Below are 15174 nucleotides of genomic sequence, written 5' to 3'. Positions count from 1 at the left end.
CATGCAGGCACTGGACTCGCTGCAACTGCTGCAAATCAATTTCTGGACACTGGCGGCGGTGATTCTGTTCACCTGCTTGACGCATCGGGACCAATGGGCGGCGCGGGCAGGTTTCGGTGCCGTCACCGCGTTGTTGTTGCTCAACTACGCTGCCTGGCGGATTCGCGACACCTTGCCCGACAGCCACTCGGGCTTCGCAACGGTGTGGGCGTACGCCTTTCTGTTTTTTGAAATGCTGGCGATCGGTTACACGCTGTTCTCCATTGTCGTGATGCTCTGTCGATCGGATCACAGCAAGGACGCGGACGCCGGCGAGCGAGGGTTGCGCGCCAGGGGGGCGAATGTGCCCGCGGTGGACGTGTTTATCGCCACCTACAACGAAGGCCTGGAGATCCTCGAAAAAACCATTATTGCCGCCCAGGCCATCGACTACCCCAACTTCACTATTTGGGTGCTCGACGACACGCGTCGCGACTGGTTGCGCGATTACTGTGCCGAGGTAGGCGTGCAATACGCGCGACGCCCGGACAACTCCTTCGCCAAGGCGGGCAATCTGAACAACGGTCTGCGTCAATCGGCGCTAGGCAGCAACGCGCCATACATTCTGGTCCTCGACGCCGACTTTGCCCCGCAGCAACCGATTCTGTTGCGCACGCTCGGGCTGTTCGACGACCCGAAAGTCGGCCTCGTACAGACGCCGCAGTTCTATTACAACCCCGATCCAATCCAGCACAACCTCGGCACTTCGGCCTGCTGGGTCGATGAGCAGCGGGTGTTCTTCGACGTCTACCAGCCGGCGAAAGATGGGTGGGACGCGGCGTTTTGCGTCGGTACGTCTTTCGTCGTGCGACGGGATTTGATCAACGAGATTGGCGGTTTTCCCACAGGCTCGGTCTGCGAAGACATCTACACGACGTATCGATTGCTGCAAAAAGGTTACGTCACGCGCTGGCTGAATGAGCGTCTGTCGATCGGTTTGTCTGCCGAAGGTTTGACCGAGTACATCAATCAGCGTGGGCGTTGGTGCCTCGGCACCATCCAGGTGGCGCTGCTCAAGGACGGCCCGTTGCGGGGCAGCGGCTACACGCTCAATGACCGGTTGCACTATATCCACGGGCTGATGCATTGGTTTTCCAAGCCGTTCATTTTGATGATGCTGGTGTCCCCGGTGTTGTATTGGTACTTCGGCATTGCCGGGTTCTACGCCAACCCAGTGGATTTCCTTGCGTTCGGCATGCCGGCATTGATCGCGTTCTGGGGATACGGCACCTGGGTCACGGATCGGCGCACCTTGCCGATTTTCACCGAGGTCACCCAGATCGTCGCCTCGCTGGCGGTCACGGCCACCATTGCCAGCGCCATGATCCGGCCCTTTGGACGTCCCTTCAAAGTCACCGCGAAAGGGCTCGACCGGACGAAAACAATGGTCCACTGGAAGCTCTTCGGCTTCTTTTTTGCCCTGACGCTGTTTTCACAGATCGGCGCGTACATCGCCATCAGCACAGCGGCTTCGTTCGACGGCAACATGCTGTTCAACCTTTGCTGGACGGTGGTCGCGCTGGTGTACAACCTGGCGACGCTGGTGGCGTGCGTCGACCGCCCACGGTTGCACGGTGAAGAGCGCTTCCCGTTCGACAAGCCCACCGGGTTTCGCTTCGGCGGCAAAGTCCTGCCCGGGCGCTTGGTGGATATCTCCCTCAGCGGCACGTCATTGAAATGCGCCTTCGCGTCCTCGATCAAACCCGGGCTGTGCGGCCAATTGTGGATCGACAAACTGGGCTGGCTCGACGTCGAGGTGATGCGCAATCACGACGACGATCAGTTGGGCTTGAGGTTTCTCGACCTCGATGAACCGCTGCGCCGGCAACTGATTGCGCGCCTGTTCAGCGACGCGACGATCAATGTGGTGAGCAAGGCTGAGCCTGCGCTGGCGTTCGGTACGTTGCTGCGTCGGTCATTACTTGGAGATAAGCGTACGAAGTCGCGTTTGCCTGCGCAGGACAAGGTTCCGTCCTACTCGCCATTGCCAAGGTGGCGTCCGGTGCGTGTGCGTTCGCGGGAACCGGCACTGCCGCACATCAGTGTCGGACGTTCAGGTTTGTGGTCTTTGCTTCTTTCTCCCTTGCGAGCTTTGCTCGGCCAACGCTTGTAGGTGCGCGCCATGATGAACAGGTACTTGCCCACTTCATGTTTCATGTTGTTATTGCTCGGTGGCTGTTCCCTGGAGCCGACTTACGAGAAGCCCGATGCGCCCATCGACCAGCAGTGGCCAGCGAACACAGCGGGTGAGTGTTGCGCGGGCAAGCAGGCGTTCGACCAGGATTGGCACGGTTTTGTGGTCGATGATCGTCTGCGTCAACTGATCGAAATGGCGCTGACCAACAACCGCAGCTTGCGACAATTCGCAGCCAGCGTCGAAGAAGCGCGGGCCGGGTACGACAGTGCGCAGTCGGGACTTTTTCCTACGATTGGCATCGACACCTATGCGGGACGCAGCAAATTACCGCCGTTGGTGCGTACGCCGGGAGGCGGTGACAGCGCCGGCAGCATCGCCAACACGTTTCAGGCGACGGGTGGGTTCACGTCCTACGAGCTTGATCTGTTTGGTCGTATCCGCAGTCAGCGCAACGCCGCCGGGGCGCGTTTCGAGGCGTCCGAAGCGGATTACCAGACGGCGCGCCTGGCATTGATTGGCGAAGTTGCCAGCACCTGGTTGAGTCTCAAGGCCAATCAGCATCTGCTTGATCTTGCACAGAACACTTACCAGTCCCAGGACAAGTACGGACAGCTGTTGCGTAAAAGTTTCAATCTCGGGTCCAGTGCGCGCATTGACGTTCACCAGGCGGATGCGCAAACGAATACCGCCGCAGTGCAGGTCAACACCTACCGCATGCAAGTGGCGCAGAACAGCAATGCCTTGCGGGTGCTGGTGGGGCAGCCGGTGCCGGTGGGTTTGTTGCCCACGGGTGTGCTGGGCGAACAGTTGGCAACGCTTGACGTTCCGGCGGGTTTGCCGTCGTCACTGGTCGAGCGCCGGCCGGACATCATGTCAGCCGAAGCCCAGTTGCGAGCCGCCAACGCTGATATCGGCGCCGCTCGCAGTGCGTACTTTCCAACGTTTTCGCTGACCTCGGCGTTGGGCAGCCTGACTGGCGATTTTTCGCGGTTGCTCAGTGGCCCAGCGGAATTCTGGTCGGTGGCGTTGGCGGGGTCGTTGCCGTTGATTGACGGCGGTGCGCGGCGGGCGCAAGTGGATGCCAGTCATGCGCGGTTCGACGGTCGAACGGCGGCGTATGAAGCCACGGTGCAGAATGCGTTTCGTGAAGCGGCCGATGCCTTGAATGCGCGGCAGGAAATGCTCACTCAGGTGGCGTTCCAGAAAAGACTGGTGGGGGATTATCAAGAGGCGTATCGCCAGTCGCGCCTGCGTTTCGAGGCGGGGCTCGACAGCTATTTCTCGACCATGGATGCGCAGCGTTCGTTGTTTGATGCGCAGCAGAAATGGGCACAGCTTGAGTTGGCGCGGGAGATTAACCAGGTGACGTTGTACAAGGCGTTGGGCGGGGGGTGGAGTCGTTCGTTGAAGGTGGCGGAGCGGTGAGTTTGCGGTGAGTTTTCGGGCCTCATCGCGAGCAGGCTCACTCCTACAGGTTATGCGCTAATTTTGAAATCGCGCACGAACCTGTGGGAGCAGGCCTGGTCTGGGCGGCATTCCGACGATGGCGATTGGTCAGGCGCCGCCAACCACCGCCGCCTGCGCTGTCCGCAGTTCGTGCCGGTTACCACGGAACAGCACCAGCGTCGCGATCAGTCCCATCACCGCCGCGCCCGTGAGCCAGATTCCCGGCGCCGCCTTGTTATCCAGGACATGAATCAGGTACGTGCAGGCCGCCGGCGTGAAGCCACCGAAGGTCGCGGTGGCCAGGCTGTAGGCCAAAGAGAAGCCGGTCGTACGAACTTCCACCGGCATGATTTCGGTCAGCGCCACGACCATCGCGCCGTTGTACGAGCCGTACAGGAACGACAGCCACAACTCGACGATCAGCAAATGACTGAAGCTCGGGTTTGCCACCAGCCACGACAGGGCAGGGTACGCAGTGAAAATCGCGAGAATCGTCGCCGCCAGGAGTAAGGGTTTTCGCCCGACCTTGTCCGACACAGCCCCCATCACCGGCAACCAGAAGAAATTCGACAGGCCAATGCACACCGTCACCAGCAATGCGTCCAGGTCCGACAAATGCAGTTCGGCTTTGCCGAAGGTCGGCGTGTAGGCCGTGATCAGGTAGAACGACACGGTGGTCATTACCACCAGCGCCATGCCGGCGATGACGATGCCGAAATTCTGACCGATCGAGCGGATGATTTCCTGCAGGGTAGGGCGATGTTTGCGCGCCTGGAACTCGGGGGTCTCTTCCAGCGAACGGCGGATCACGAAGATCACCGGCACGATCATGCAACCAATCAGGAACGGCACGCGCCAGCCCCAGTCACCCATTTCTTCCGGGCTGAGCCAGTGGTTCAAGCCCACCCCCAGCAAACCGGCAAAGACCACGGCCGCTTGCTGGCTGGCGGACTGCCAGCTGACAAAGAAGCCTTTGCGCCCCGGCGTGGAAATCTCGGCGAGGTACACCGACACGCCGCCGAGCTCGACACCGGCCGAGAAACCTTGCAGCAGGCGCCCAAACAGCACGAGCAGCGGCGCCGCCACGCCTAATGTGGCGTATCCCGGCACGCAGGCGATCAGCACCGTGCCGGCCGCCATCATGGCCAGTGTGATGATCAAACCTTTACGACGGCCATGACGGTCGATGTAGGCACCCAGGAAAATGGCGCCCAGCGGACGCATCAGGAAACCGGCGCCGAAGGTGGCGAGGGACAACATCAGCGATGCGAAAGCGCTGTCGGCGGGGAAGAAGGTTTTGGCGATGGCCGTGGCGTAAAAGCCATAGACCATGAAGTCGAACATCTCGAGGAAGTTGCCGCTGACAACGCGAAAAATCGCCTTGCCTTTGCCCGTATTCGAGGACATTTGTACGTACTCACTATTGGCTGGCTGGTTGGAAATCCTTGTTCTAGAGGCGTCCTCGGCGCTTTCAGGAAGCCAGGCTCCTTGGGCGAACAGTTTTGTAACGATATGTGTATATAGATCGTTAGGCAACAACTAGTTAGCTTGCTGCTTAAACGTTATTGCCATTACGCGGCATGAATTGCGCACTTCAGTGAATAAATAATCAGCAACGACTTAGATCCAGTGTGGGAGTGAGCCTGCTCGCGATAGCGGTCGTTCAGTTGATATCGATGTCGGCTGACACGCCGCTTCGCGAGCAGGCTCACTCCAACAGTTTCTATCGCATAATGGCTGGCTTCAGTGGTGTGTCAGAGGGAGCTTCAATTGTCGAAATGGCAGCAGTGCGGACTTTTGAGCCTGATCATAGTGTTGTCCGGCTGCGGCAACGGCGATTCCATGGAAAGCTTCAGCGGCCCGACCATGGGCAGTACGTATTCGATCAAATACCTGCGCCAGGACGGTCTTCCTTCTTCGGCAGACGTGCAGGTCCAGGTCGAGAAAATCCTCGCTGAAGTCGATCAGCAGATGTCCACCTACCGCAGTGATTCCGACATCGAACGCTTCAACGATCTGCCCGCTAACCGCTGTCAGCACATGCCTGCGCCGGTCCTCAAGTTGATCCGCGTCGGTGAACAACTGTCGGAACAAAGCGAAGGTTCCTACGACTTGACGGTGGAGCCGCTGCTCAATCTCTGGGGTTTCGGTCCCCAGGCGCGTGAGGAAAAGGTCCCCGACGCCCAAGCGCTGGCGCAAGTACGCCAGCGAATCGGCTACCAACACCTGCGCATCGAGCGTGATCAACTGTGCAAGGACGCTGCGGTGGAAGTCGACTTCAACAGCATCGCCGCCGGTTACGCCGTTGACCGGATCGCCGCAAAGCTTGAGGCGATGGGCATCCACAATTACCTCGCCGAAGCCACCGGGGAGCTGAAGGCGGCGGGCAGGAAACTCGATGGCTCACCCTGGCGTATCGCGCTGGAGGAGCCCCGCGACGATCAGCGAGTCGCCCAGCGAATAATCAATATCGACGGGTATGGAGTGTCCACCTCAGGCGACTACCGTCATTATTTCGAGAAAGACGGCAAGCGGTATTCCCACACCTTCGATGCTCGTACTGGCGCGCCGGTATCCCACACCCTGGCGTCCGTCACGGTGATTGATCCTTCGGCCATGATGGCCGATGGCTTATCGACGCTGCTGCTGATTCTCGGACCCGTGCGCGGGTGGGACTACGCCGAAAAACACGACATCGGCGCATTTTTTGTGATTCGCACCGACAGCGGTTTCGTCACACGAACCAATCAGGCTTTCGAACGGTTGAGCACTGGAAAACCGAGTGATCACTGAGTCGCGAGGATTGAAAACTGGCGTTGTAGTGCAGGCAAAAGTAGCCTACGACGCGACCAAGGGTTAATGTGCGCGGCGTTGACGCTTCTATAGACTGTGTCCGGGTTTTGCATTGACCCCAAATTGTTCCTTCACGCCGCAGATCGGCGTGATTTAGCCGCAGGTGCCGATGGCGCCGCGGCCTGTTCTGAGGAGTACGCATGGCTGTCTACAACTACGACGTGGTGGTGCTGGGTTCTGGCCCGGCAGGAGAAGGCGCGGCAATGAACGCCGCCAAAGCAGGGCGCAAGGTGGCAATGGTCGATAGCCGTCGCCAGGTCGGCGGCAACTGCACCCACCTGGGCACCATCCCGTCCAAGGCACTGCGTCACTCGGTCCGGCAGATCATGCAGTTCAACACCAACCCGATGTTCCGGGCCATTGGTGAGCCGCGCTGGTTCTCGTTCCCGGACGTGCTGAAAAGCGCTGAAAAAGTCATCTCCAAGCAAGTCGCTTCGCGCACTGGCTACTACGCCCGAAACCGCGTCGACGTGTTCTTCGGCACCGGCAGTTTTGCCGACGAGCAGACCATCGAAGTGGTCTGCGCCAATGGCGTCGTCGAAAAGCTGGTGGCCAAGCACATCATCATCGCCACCGGTTCGCGCCCGTATCGCCCGGCGGACATCGATTTCCACCACCCGCGTATCTACGATAGCGACACCATCCTCAGCCTCGGTCACACCCCGCGTAAACTCATCGTTTACGGCGCCGGCGTGATCGGTTGCGAGTACGCCTCGATCTTCAGTGGTCTGGGTGTGCTGGTCGAGCTGGTGGACAACCGCGGTCAGTTGCTGAGCTTCCTGGATTCGGAAATTTCCCAGGCCCTGAGCTACCACTTCAGCAACAACAACATCACGGTTCGCCACAACGAAGACTACGACCGCGTCGAAGGTGTGGACAACGGTGTGATCCTGCACCTCAAGTCCGGCAAGAAGATCAAGGCCGATGCCTTGCTCTGGTGCAACGGCCGTACCGGTAACACCGACCAGTTGGGTCTGGAAAACATCGGCGTGAAGGTCAACAGCCGTGGCCAGATCGAAGTGGACGAGACCTACCGTACCTGCAAGCCGAATATCTATGGCGCCGGTGACGTGATCGGCTGGCCAAGCCTGGCCAGTGCCGCGCATGACCAGGGGCGTTCGGCCGCTGGCACCATCGTGGATAACAACAGCTGGCGCTTTGTGAATGACGTGCCAACCGGCATCTACACCATTCCGGAAATCAGCTCGATCGGCAAGAACGAGCAGGAGCTGACCCAGGCCAAGGTGCCGTACGAAGTGGGCAAGGCGTTCTTCAAGAGCATGGCGCGTGCTCAGATTGCCGGCGAGCCTCAAGGCATGCTGAAGATCCTGTTCCATCGCGAGACGCTGGAAGTGCTGGGCGTTCACTGCTTCGGTTATCAGGCGTCGGAGATCGTGCACATCGGTCAGGCGATCATGAGCCAGCCGGGTGACTTGAATACGCTGAAGTACTTTGTGAACACCACGTTCAACTACCCGACCATGGCCGAAGCCTATCGGGTAGCGGCGTACGATGGCCTCAACCGGCTTTTTTGAGCGGCTCCGGCCGGTGGCCTGAGCCGGCCGGGGAGACCGATTTCAGCAATTCTCGAGCGTGGCGCTGGCCAAACCGGGAAAGTCTGTAATCAGGCTGTCAACGCCGAAGTCGGCGAGTCTGCGCATTAGCGCGGGCTCGTTGACTGTCCACACCGACACATGCAGCCCTTGACGCTGCGCCTTCTGCAGGCGTTCCGGCGTACACAGGGTCCAGTTCAGCGCCAGAATTTCACAGCCATAGCTTTGTGCGACCTTCAATGGGTCGAGCCAGGCGTATTCGGCCACCAGTCCGCGAGAAACATCCGGTACCAGGTCCAGCGCGGCTTTCAATACTTCACGGGAGCTCGAAGTGATAGTCACTTTGTCGAGCAGGCCGTGACGTTGCGCCATTTCGCGAATCGCCAGCACGGTAGTTGCTGCGCGGGTGCGTGAAGCGCTTTTCACTTCCAGTTGCCAGTGCTCGAAATCACACTTCTCGAACAGTTCTTCCAGCGTTGGAATCGGGCATGGCTTGATCCAGCCCGGGCCGCCCTTGCGCGCGTCGTAGGTCGAAAGCTCGGCCGCCGAATGCTCGACGACCTTGCCGCGCCGGTCGGTGGTGCGCTTGAGGGTCGGGTCGTGGATGACCATCAGTTCGCCGTCCTTGGACAGGTGCAAGTCCAGCTCGCAACGGCGCACGCCGTGCTTGAGGCATTGCTGAAAGCTGGTCAGGGTGTTTTCCGGTGCTTCGCCTTTGGCGCCGCGATGGCCGTAGATGAGGGTCACGGTTCTTCCTTAAATTAGAGGCCTGATTCGTTTTGTTCGCGGGCCAGACGTCGTTCCTGGGCCTGCTTTTGCAAGATGTAGCGGGCCAGCAGTTGGCGCTGGGCGTCGGTCGGGATCTGGAATTCGGTGCCGATGTCGTAGGCGTCGCCCTTGGGATCACAATGGGTGACGCGAGCGCGCAGCAACAGGCCGAGTGCTTGAGGCATCAGCACCAGCTTGATCGACAGGTGTGCGCCGGCGGCAATCGGGGTAGGGTGCTGAAAGTCGATGCCACCTTCGGAGATGATCACGGGTTGTGGCTCGCCGATCTGGCCAAGCACGGTGACCGCGATCACCTGGCTGAGCAAATCGATGCGTTTGTTCTGGGATTTCAGGAACGCCGCGAGGTTGCGGTCCCGCTCGCTGATCTGGCGCAACAGGTGCTGCGACTCGAATTCGCTCAGGTGCAATTCGCTGAGCAAGTTGAAGAGTGGAGAAGCATCCTGCAACACTTCCTGGCCTGCGGCCTCGGCAGCGGACAGGGGCCGAATTTCCAGTGCGATCATGTCCTCGATACGGTAGTATTCGCGGCGATCTTCTTCATCTAATGTCGACATGGCGAACCCATGGTAGCGGCGGTGGTCTGAGTGTAAAGCTGGTTATCGACCCCCGCCACAAGGACGTTCCTTTTCCCTCCGAACAAGCCCCGACATGTTCAGACCTCTCTTCGTATTTATTGGCACGCGTTATACCCGTGCAAAGCGTCGCAATCATTTTGTGTCATTCATTTCCCTGACCTCGATGATCGGGCTCGCCCTGGGCGTAGTCGTGATGATTGTCGTTCTGTCGGTCATGAATGGCTTCGATCATGAGATGCGCACCCGCGTGCTGGGCATGGTGCCCCACGCGACCATCGAGTCCGGTGAGCCGATCAACGACTGGCAAAGCCTGGCTGACAAAGTCAAACAGAACCCGCAGGTGACGGCGGTAGCGCCGTTTACTCAAATGCAGGGTTTGCTGACCAATAACGGCAAAGTCTCCAAGGTCCTGCTCAATGCGATCGATCCAGCACTGGAGCGACAGGTCTCGATCATCGACAAGTTCATGCTGCAGGGCAAACTCGACGACCTGACGCCGGGCAGTTTCGGCATCGTCATCGGTGACAAGGCTGCTGCCAAGCTCGGTGCGGCCATTGGCGACAAGCTGACATTTGTCGCCCCGGAAGTCACCGTCACCCCGGCCGGGATGTTTCCGCGCATGAAACGCTTCACCGTGGTGGGCATTTTCCACGTTGGCGCCGGTGAGATTGACGGTTACCTCGGCGTCACCAACCTGCAGGATCTGGCCAGGCTGCACCGCTGGAAACCGGATCAGGTACAGGGCATCCGCCTCAAGTTCGATGACCTGTTCCAGGCTCCGCGCACCGCGTGGAACATCGCCCAGCAGTTGGGCCAGGACCATTTCTACGCTCGCGACTGGACCCGTACCCACGGCAATCTGTATCAGGCGATCCGCATGGAGAAAGCCATGATCGGCCTGCTGTTGCTGCTGATTGTTGCCGTGGCGGCGTTCAACATCATTTCCACGCTGGTGATGGTGGTGAATGACAAGAAAGGCGACATTGCGATTCTGCGTACCTTGGGTGCTACGCCGGGCACGATCATGCGCACGTTCATGGTGCAGGGCACGGTCATCGGCGTGGTCGGCACAGCGATTGGCGCCGTGGTCGGGATCTTTGCCGCCCTGAACGTCAGCGCCGCAATCTCGGCCCTCGAAGGGCTGATCGGGCACAAGTTCCTGAACGCCGACGTGTACTTTATTGATTACCTGCCGTCGCAAGTGCAGAGCCAGGACGTGTTGATGGTCTGCGCCGCCGCGTTGGTCCTGAGTTTCCTCGCCACCCTGTATCCAGCCTGGCGTGCCGCGCGCACCCAGCCTGCGGAGGCGCTACGTTATGAGTGAGTTGGGCATGAGTGAAAAAGCAATCCTGAGCTGCCGCAACCTGGGCAAGTCCTACGAGGAAGGCCCGGAATCGGTGGAGGTTCTGGCCGGCCTGCAACTGGAGTTGCACCCGGGCGAGCGTGTGGCGATTGTCGGCACTTCGGGTTCGGGCAAAAGTACCTTGCTGAACCTGTTGGGCGGCCTCGACACGCCGACCAAGGGCAGTGTGTGGCTGGACGGCGAAGAGCTGTCGGCACTGAGCGAGAAGAATCGCGGTCTGCTGCGTAACCGGTCCTTGGGGTTCGTGTACCAGTTTCACCATCTGCTGCCGGAATTCACCGCGCTGGAAAACGTCTGCATGCCGTTGCTGATCGGCAAGACGGCGATCCCGGAAGCGCGTAAACGCGCGACGGCGTTGCTGGAGCGGGTAGGGCTGGGCCATCGCCTGGAGCACAAACCGTCCGAATTGTCCGGTGGCGAACGCCAGCGCGTGGCGATTGCCCGCGCCCTGGTGAACAATCCGGGCCTGGTGATGCTCGACGAGCCGACCGGCAACCTCGACTCCCACACTGCCCAGGGCATTCAGGACTTGATGCTGGAGCTCAGCACCTCGATGCGCACGGCGTTCCTGGTGGTGACTCACGACATGAACCTGGCCCGCCAGATGGATCGCGTCCTGCATTTGCAGGAAGGTTGCCTGACCGCCATCTGACTGGCCCAAGACCGACGTCACTGAACAGTGCGTCGGGTCTTTTATTTTTATACGGTGCCCAAGCGAATGTTCAGACCGTTATCGATCTTTATCGGCGCACGCTATACCCGCGCCAAGCGTCGCAATCGCTTTGTTTCCTTCATCTCGATGACCTCGATGATCGGCCTCGCCCTCGGCGTGTTGGCGATGATTGTGGTGCTGTCGGTGATGAACGGATTTCAGCGCGAGATGAGCTCGCGGATCCTCGGCATGGTGCCTCATGCGACGATCGTCGGCGTCAATCCTATTGATGATTGGCAACCGGTTGCCGCGGCGGCGATGAAAAATCCCGAAGTCACCGCTGCCGTGCCGTTCACCGAGATGGAAGGCATGCTGTCCTATAAGGGCACGATGCAGCCGATCCAGGTCAGCGGCGTCGACCCGGCGTTGGAAGGCAAGGTGTCGATCGTTGCCCAGCACATCGTCCAGGGACGTCTGGATGACTTGAAGCCCGGTGAGTTCGGCGTGGTGATCGGCGAGATTACCGCGCGGCGTTTCCGCTTGAACGTCGGCGACAAGATCACCCTGATCGTGCCGGAAGTCAGCACTGCTCCAGGCGGTATTACTCCGCGAATGCAGCGCCTGAACGTGGTCGGTGTGTTCAAGGTCGGCGCCGAGCTGGACGGTTCAATGGCACTGATTCATGTGGCCGATGCAGCGCAAATGCAACACTGGCAGCCGAATCAGGTACAAAGCGTGCGTCTGGCGGTGAAGGACCTGTATGCCGCGCCGAAAGTGTCCGGCGACATCGCCGCCGGTTTGGGGGCTGATTATCGGGCTGACGACTGGACCCACACCCAGGGCAGTCTGTTCAGCGCGATGAAGATGGAAAAAACCATGATTGGCCTGCTGTTGCTGATGATCGTCGCCGTGGCGGCGTTCAACATCATTGCCACCCTGATCATGGTGGTGAACGACAAAGGCGCGGACATTGCGATCCTGCGCACCATTGGCGCCACACCTCGGCAGATCATGGCCATCTTCATGGTGCAGGGCACGGTGATCGGGATCGTCGGCACCTTGATCGGCGGCGTGTTGGGCGTGATTGCGGCGCTGAACGTCAGTGAGCTGGTGGGCTGGGTGGAGCGGGTGAGCGGTCAGCACATCTTCAGTTCGGATGTGTACTTTGTCAGTAACCTGCCTTCGGAACTGCAGGGCGGGGATGTGTTGTTGATCTGCTCGGCGGGATTTGTCCTGAGTTTTCTGGCCACGGTTTACCCGGCCTGGCGAGCGGCGAAGATCGAGCCGGCTCACGCGTTGCGGTATTCGTAAGACTTCAGTCCGCCATCGCGAGCAAGCTCGGCTCCCACAGGTTTCGAGCAGGCTCACGCGTTGCGTTTTTCGTAGCCGGTAGACCGCTATCGCGAGCAAGCTCGGCTCCCACAGGTTTTGAGCAGGCTCACGCGTTGCGTTTTTCGTAGCCGGTAGACCGCCATCGCGAGCAAGCTCGGCTCCTACAGGTTTTGGAGTTGACCCTGAATCTGTGGCTCAACTCGATCCCTGTGGGAGCCGAGCTTGCTCGCGATGAGGCCGGCGCTGCTGGCCTCAATCTCCCCTTGGCAGCTCGATCACAAACCGCGTCAAACCCTTCTCCGATTCACACCAGATCTGCCCGCCATGGGCACGTATGATCGAACGGGTGATCGCCAGCCCCAAGCCCGCGTGCTCACTGCTGCCTTCCTGGCGTGCCGGATCAGCCCGGTAGAAACGATCAAACAACCTCGGCAACAACGCCTCGGAAACCTCGTCGCCCGTGTTCTCAATGGTCAGGCTCAACCCTTGCGGTTGATCAGTGATCCGCACCCGCACTTCGCCATCGACCGGCGTGAACCGCAACGCGTTATCCAGCAGGTTGGAAAGCGCGCGCCGCAACATGCTGCGATCGCCCACCATGCGTGCAGTGCCCTCACGGCTCACCGTCACGTGGGAGTCATCGGCCAAAGGCGCAAAAAATTCCAGCAACACATCCACCTCGTCCGCCAGGTTCAGCGGTTCGCGACTGGGCATCAACAACCCGTGGTCCGCCTTGGCCAGGTACAGCATGTCGTTGACCAGTTGCGCCATCCATTGCAGCTCTTCGAGGTTGCTGTGCAGTGCCTCGCGATAGTCCTCGATCGGACGTGGGCGGGTGAGGGTGACTTGCGTGTGGGTCAGCAGGTTCGACAGCGGCGTGCGCAGTTCATGGGCAATGTCGGCGGAGAACGCAGAGAGTCGCTGAAAGGAGTCGTCCAGGCGCCCGAGCATGGCGTTGAAGTGGTGGGCCATTTCCGCGAGTTCTGGTGGCATGTTTTCTTCGGGCAAACGCGCGTTGAGCGATTGCGCCGACACCCCGCGAGCCACCGCGCTCATGCGCCGCAATGGTCGCAACCCGCTACGCGCCGCCCAGGCGCCGAGCAACGCAGTGGCCAATGCGGAGAGTCCGACAGTCAACCAGATCAAGTGCTGCATGCGCTGTAGAAAGTGCTGGTGATGAGTGATGTCCAGCAACAGCGTCAGTTGCGGCGAATCGGGTTTGTCGGGGTAGAGTGGCGCGTTCAGGACTCGATAGTCCGTGCCATCACCTTTGAGGGTCGACAGGCCTGGTGTCTGCGCAAGTGTCTCCGGCAGGTGCGCCGAGCTGTCGTACCAGCGCTGACCATCGCTGCCCGTGATCCGCAGATACAGATCCGCCTGTCGACTCAACTCATCTGCCAGTTTGACTTCGCTAGTACTGGACTGAATGTCCTGCAGCGACCGGCGCAGGCCAATCAACTTGCCCTCCAGCAACTGTTGATCAAGTTCGATGAAGTGCGCCTCGCTGGCACGGTTGAACAACACGCCAGCGAACAACGACACCACGGCCGTGCAGGCGGCAAACAACAGCGCCAGGCGACTGCTCAAGGACAATCGACGCATCAGGCGGGGCGCTCTTCAAGGACGTAACCCATGCCGCGTACGGTATGAATCAATTTGTTGGGGAATTCATCATCGACTTTCAGGCGCAAGCGGCGGATGGCCACTTCGATGACGTTGGTGTCGCTGTCGAAATTCATGTCCCAGACCTGGGACGCGATCAATGACTTGGGCAGCACTTCGCCCTGTCGGCGCAACAGCATCTCCAGCAGGGCGAATTCCTTGGCTGTCAGGTCGATGCGCTGACCGCTGCGTTCGACCCGGCGGCGGATGAGGTCGAGGCGCAAGTCAGCCAGTTGCAGGCTGGTGTCCTGAGGCGGCGCACTGCCGCGCCGCAACAGGCTGCGGACCCTGGCCAGGAGCTCGGAAAAGGCGAACGGTTTGACGAGGTAGTCGTCGGCTCCCAGCTCCAGACCATGAACCCGGTCTTCCACTGCGTCACGGGCGGTCAGAAACAGTACCGGCGTATCCAGTCCGGCACCGCGGACCGCTTGCAGGATCTGCCAGCCATCGCGACCGGGCAGCATCACGTCGAGGATCAACAGGGCGTAATCGCCACTCAATGCCAGCTGCTGACCAGTGCTGCCATCGGCCACCAGTTCGGTGTTGAACCCGGCCTCGGTCAAGCCCTGGCGCAAGTAGTGGCCGGTTTTCAGTTGGTCTTCGACGATCAGCAGTTTCATGGATAACTCGAGGCTAATGGAGCGAATGCTTTATACCGTGGGCAGCGTGAATGCTGGCCAACCTGACAAAGTTGTAATCTGGCTGTCAGGTTCAAGCCAGTGACAGCAGTTTAATGTCTTCTGCAGGCTGAACCTTATCTTGTTGGAGTATGA

12 protein-coding genes are annotated in these 15174 nt (G+C 59.8%); 7 read left to right on the top strand and 5 right to left on the bottom strand.

Translation table 11 applies throughout. The features are described from left to right. Nucleotide 1: 1 nt before the first annotated feature. Both GBC55_RS10525 and GBC55_RS10520 read left to right on the top strand, forming a co-directional pair. Nucleotides 2-2152, top strand: a complete 2151-nt coding sequence (locus tag GBC55_RS10525) for a glycosyltransferase family 2 protein (RefSeq protein WP_162437408.1) — start codon at nt 2-4, stop codon at nt 2150-2152. Between the two features lie 9 nt (nt 2153-2161). After that, complete coding sequence (locus GBC55_RS10520) at nt 2162-3601, top strand: efflux transporter outer membrane subunit (protein ID WP_247266894.1); 1440 nt, start codon at nt 2162-2164, stop codon at nt 3599-3601. A gap of 129 nt (nt 3602-3730) precedes the next feature. Here GBC55_RS10520 and GBC55_RS10515 read toward each other — a convergent pair whose 3' ends face one another. Next, entirely contained in the window at nt 3731-5029 is a 1299-nt protein-coding gene (locus tag GBC55_RS10515) for an MFS transporter (protein ID WP_162437407.1), read from the bottom strand. Nucleotides 5030-5464: 435 nt separating this feature from the next. Between GBC55_RS10515 and GBC55_RS10510 the strand changes: the two genes are divergently transcribed. Next, on the top strand, nt 5465-6415 hold the full coding sequence (locus GBC55_RS10510; protein ID WP_162437458.1) for an FAD:protein FMN transferase: 951 nt from the start codon (nt 5465-5467) through the stop codon (nt 6413-6415). A gap of 200 nt (nt 6416-6615) precedes the next feature. Next, on the top strand, nt 6616-8010 hold the full coding sequence (gene sthA / locus GBC55_RS10505; RefSeq protein ID WP_162437406.1) for a Si-specific NAD(P)(+) transhydrogenase: 1395 nt from the start codon (nt 6616-6618) through the stop codon (nt 8008-8010). Nucleotides 8011-8052: 42 nt separating this feature from the next. Here the strand turns inward: sthA and GBC55_RS10500 are convergent, their stop codons facing one another. Together GBC55_RS10500 and GBC55_RS10495 are read right to left on the bottom strand one after the other, a co-directional pair. Then, on the bottom strand, nt 8053-8775 hold the full coding sequence (locus GBC55_RS10500) for a glycerophosphodiester phosphodiesterase family protein (RefSeq protein ID WP_162437405.1): 723 nt from the start codon (nt 8773-8775) through the stop codon (nt 8053-8055). A gap of 14 nt (nt 8776-8789) precedes the next feature. After that, nucleotides 8790-9371 (bottom strand): PilZ domain-containing protein, encoded by a 582-nt coding sequence (locus GBC55_RS10495; RefSeq protein ID WP_162437404.1) that lies wholly within the window; start codon nt 9369-9371, stop codon nt 8790-8792. 94 nt (nt 9372-9465) lie between these two features. On the opposite strand from GBC55_RS10495, the gene GBC55_RS10490 reads away from it, so the two are divergent. The 3 genes from GBC55_RS10490 to GBC55_RS10480 all read left to right on the top strand — a co-directional run bounded on the left by GBC55_RS10490 (nt 9466) and on the right by GBC55_RS10480 (nt 12718). After that, nucleotides 9466-10716 (top strand): lipoprotein-releasing ABC transporter permease subunit, encoded by a 1251-nt coding sequence (locus GBC55_RS10490; RefSeq protein WP_162437403.1) that lies wholly within the window; start codon nt 9466-9468, stop codon nt 10714-10716. A 7-nt stretch (nt 10717-10723) separates the two neighbouring features. Beyond that, the gene (lolD, locus tag GBC55_RS10485; protein ID WP_178114293.1) at nt 10724-11407 is read left to right on the top strand and encodes a lipoprotein-releasing ABC transporter ATP-binding protein LolD; all 684 of its coding nucleotides are present in this window, start codon (nt 10724-10726) and stop codon (nt 11405-11407) included. A 66-nt stretch (nt 11408-11473) separates the two neighbouring features. Beyond that, nucleotides 11474-12718, top strand: a complete 1245-nt coding sequence (locus GBC55_RS10480; protein ID WP_162437401.1) for a lipoprotein-releasing ABC transporter permease subunit — start codon at nt 11474-11476, stop codon at nt 12716-12718. A gap of 273 nt (nt 12719-12991) precedes the next feature. Here GBC55_RS10480 and GBC55_RS10475 read toward each other — a convergent pair whose 3' ends face one another. Both GBC55_RS10475 and GBC55_RS10470 read right to left on the bottom strand, forming a co-directional pair. Beyond that, nucleotides 12992-14341, bottom strand: coding sequence for a heavy metal sensor histidine kinase (locus tag GBC55_RS10475; protein ID WP_162437400.1), 1350 nt, complete (start codon nt 14339-14341; stop codon nt 12992-12994). Beyond that, complete coding sequence (locus GBC55_RS10470; protein ID WP_162437399.1) at nt 14341-15021, bottom strand: heavy metal response regulator transcription factor; 681 nt, start codon at nt 15019-15021, stop codon at nt 14341-14343. The genes GBC55_RS10475 and GBC55_RS10470 overlap by 1 nt, the downstream gene beginning before the upstream one ends. Between the last annotated feature and the right edge of the window lie 153 nt (nt 15022-15174).

The organism is Pseudomonas sp. TNT3 (genome assembly GCF_010095445.2).
Classification (GTDB): Bacteria; Pseudomonadota; Gammaproteobacteria; order Pseudomonadales; family Pseudomonadaceae; genus Aquipseudomonas.
The sequence above is the reverse complement of the archived record's forward strand: the minus strand, read 5'-3'. Positions and strand labels throughout refer to the sequence as shown.

Bases quoted from the DNA above. Each gene is read 5' to 3' on its own strand.
- GBC55_RS10480 (WP_162437401.1), top strand. From the start codon at position 11,474: ATGTTCAGACCGTTATCGATCTTTATCGGCGCACGCTATACCCGCGCC.
- GBC55_RS10495 (WP_162437404.1), bottom strand. From the start codon at position 9,371: ATGTCGACATTAGATGAAGAAGATCGCCGCGAATACTACCGTATCGAG.
- GBC55_RS10525 (WP_162437408.1), top strand. From the start codon at position 2: ATGCAGGCACTGGACTCGCTGCAACTGCTGCAAATCAATTTCTGGACA.
- GBC55_RS10470 (WP_162437399.1), bottom strand. From the start codon at position 15,021: ATGAAACTGCTGATCGTCGAAGACCAACTGAAAACCGGCCACTACTTG.
- GBC55_RS10490 (WP_162437403.1), top strand. From the start codon at position 9,466: ATGTTCAGACCTCTCTTCGTATTTATTGGCACGCGTTATACCCGTGCA.
- lolD (WP_178114293.1), top strand. From the start codon at position 10,724: ATGAGTGAAAAAGCAATCCTGAGCTGCCGCAACCTGGGCAAGTCCTAC.
- GBC55_RS10520 (WP_247266894.1), top strand. From the start codon at position 2,162: ATGATGAACAGGTACTTGCCCACTTCATGTTTCATGTTGTTATTGCTC.
- GBC55_RS10515 (WP_162437407.1), bottom strand. From the start codon at position 5,029: ATGTCCTCGAATACGGGCAAAGGCAAGGCGATTTTTCGCGTTGTCAGC.
- sthA (WP_162437406.1), top strand. From the start codon at position 6,616: ATGGCTGTCTACAACTACGACGTGGTGGTGCTGGGTTCTGGCCCGGCA.
- GBC55_RS10510 (WP_162437458.1), top strand. From the start codon at position 5,465: ATGGAAAGCTTCAGCGGCCCGACCATGGGCAGTACGTATTCGATCAAA.
- GBC55_RS10475 (WP_162437400.1), bottom strand. From the start codon at position 14,341: ATGCGTCGATTGTCCTTGAGCAGTCGCCTGGCGCTGTTGTTTGCCGCC.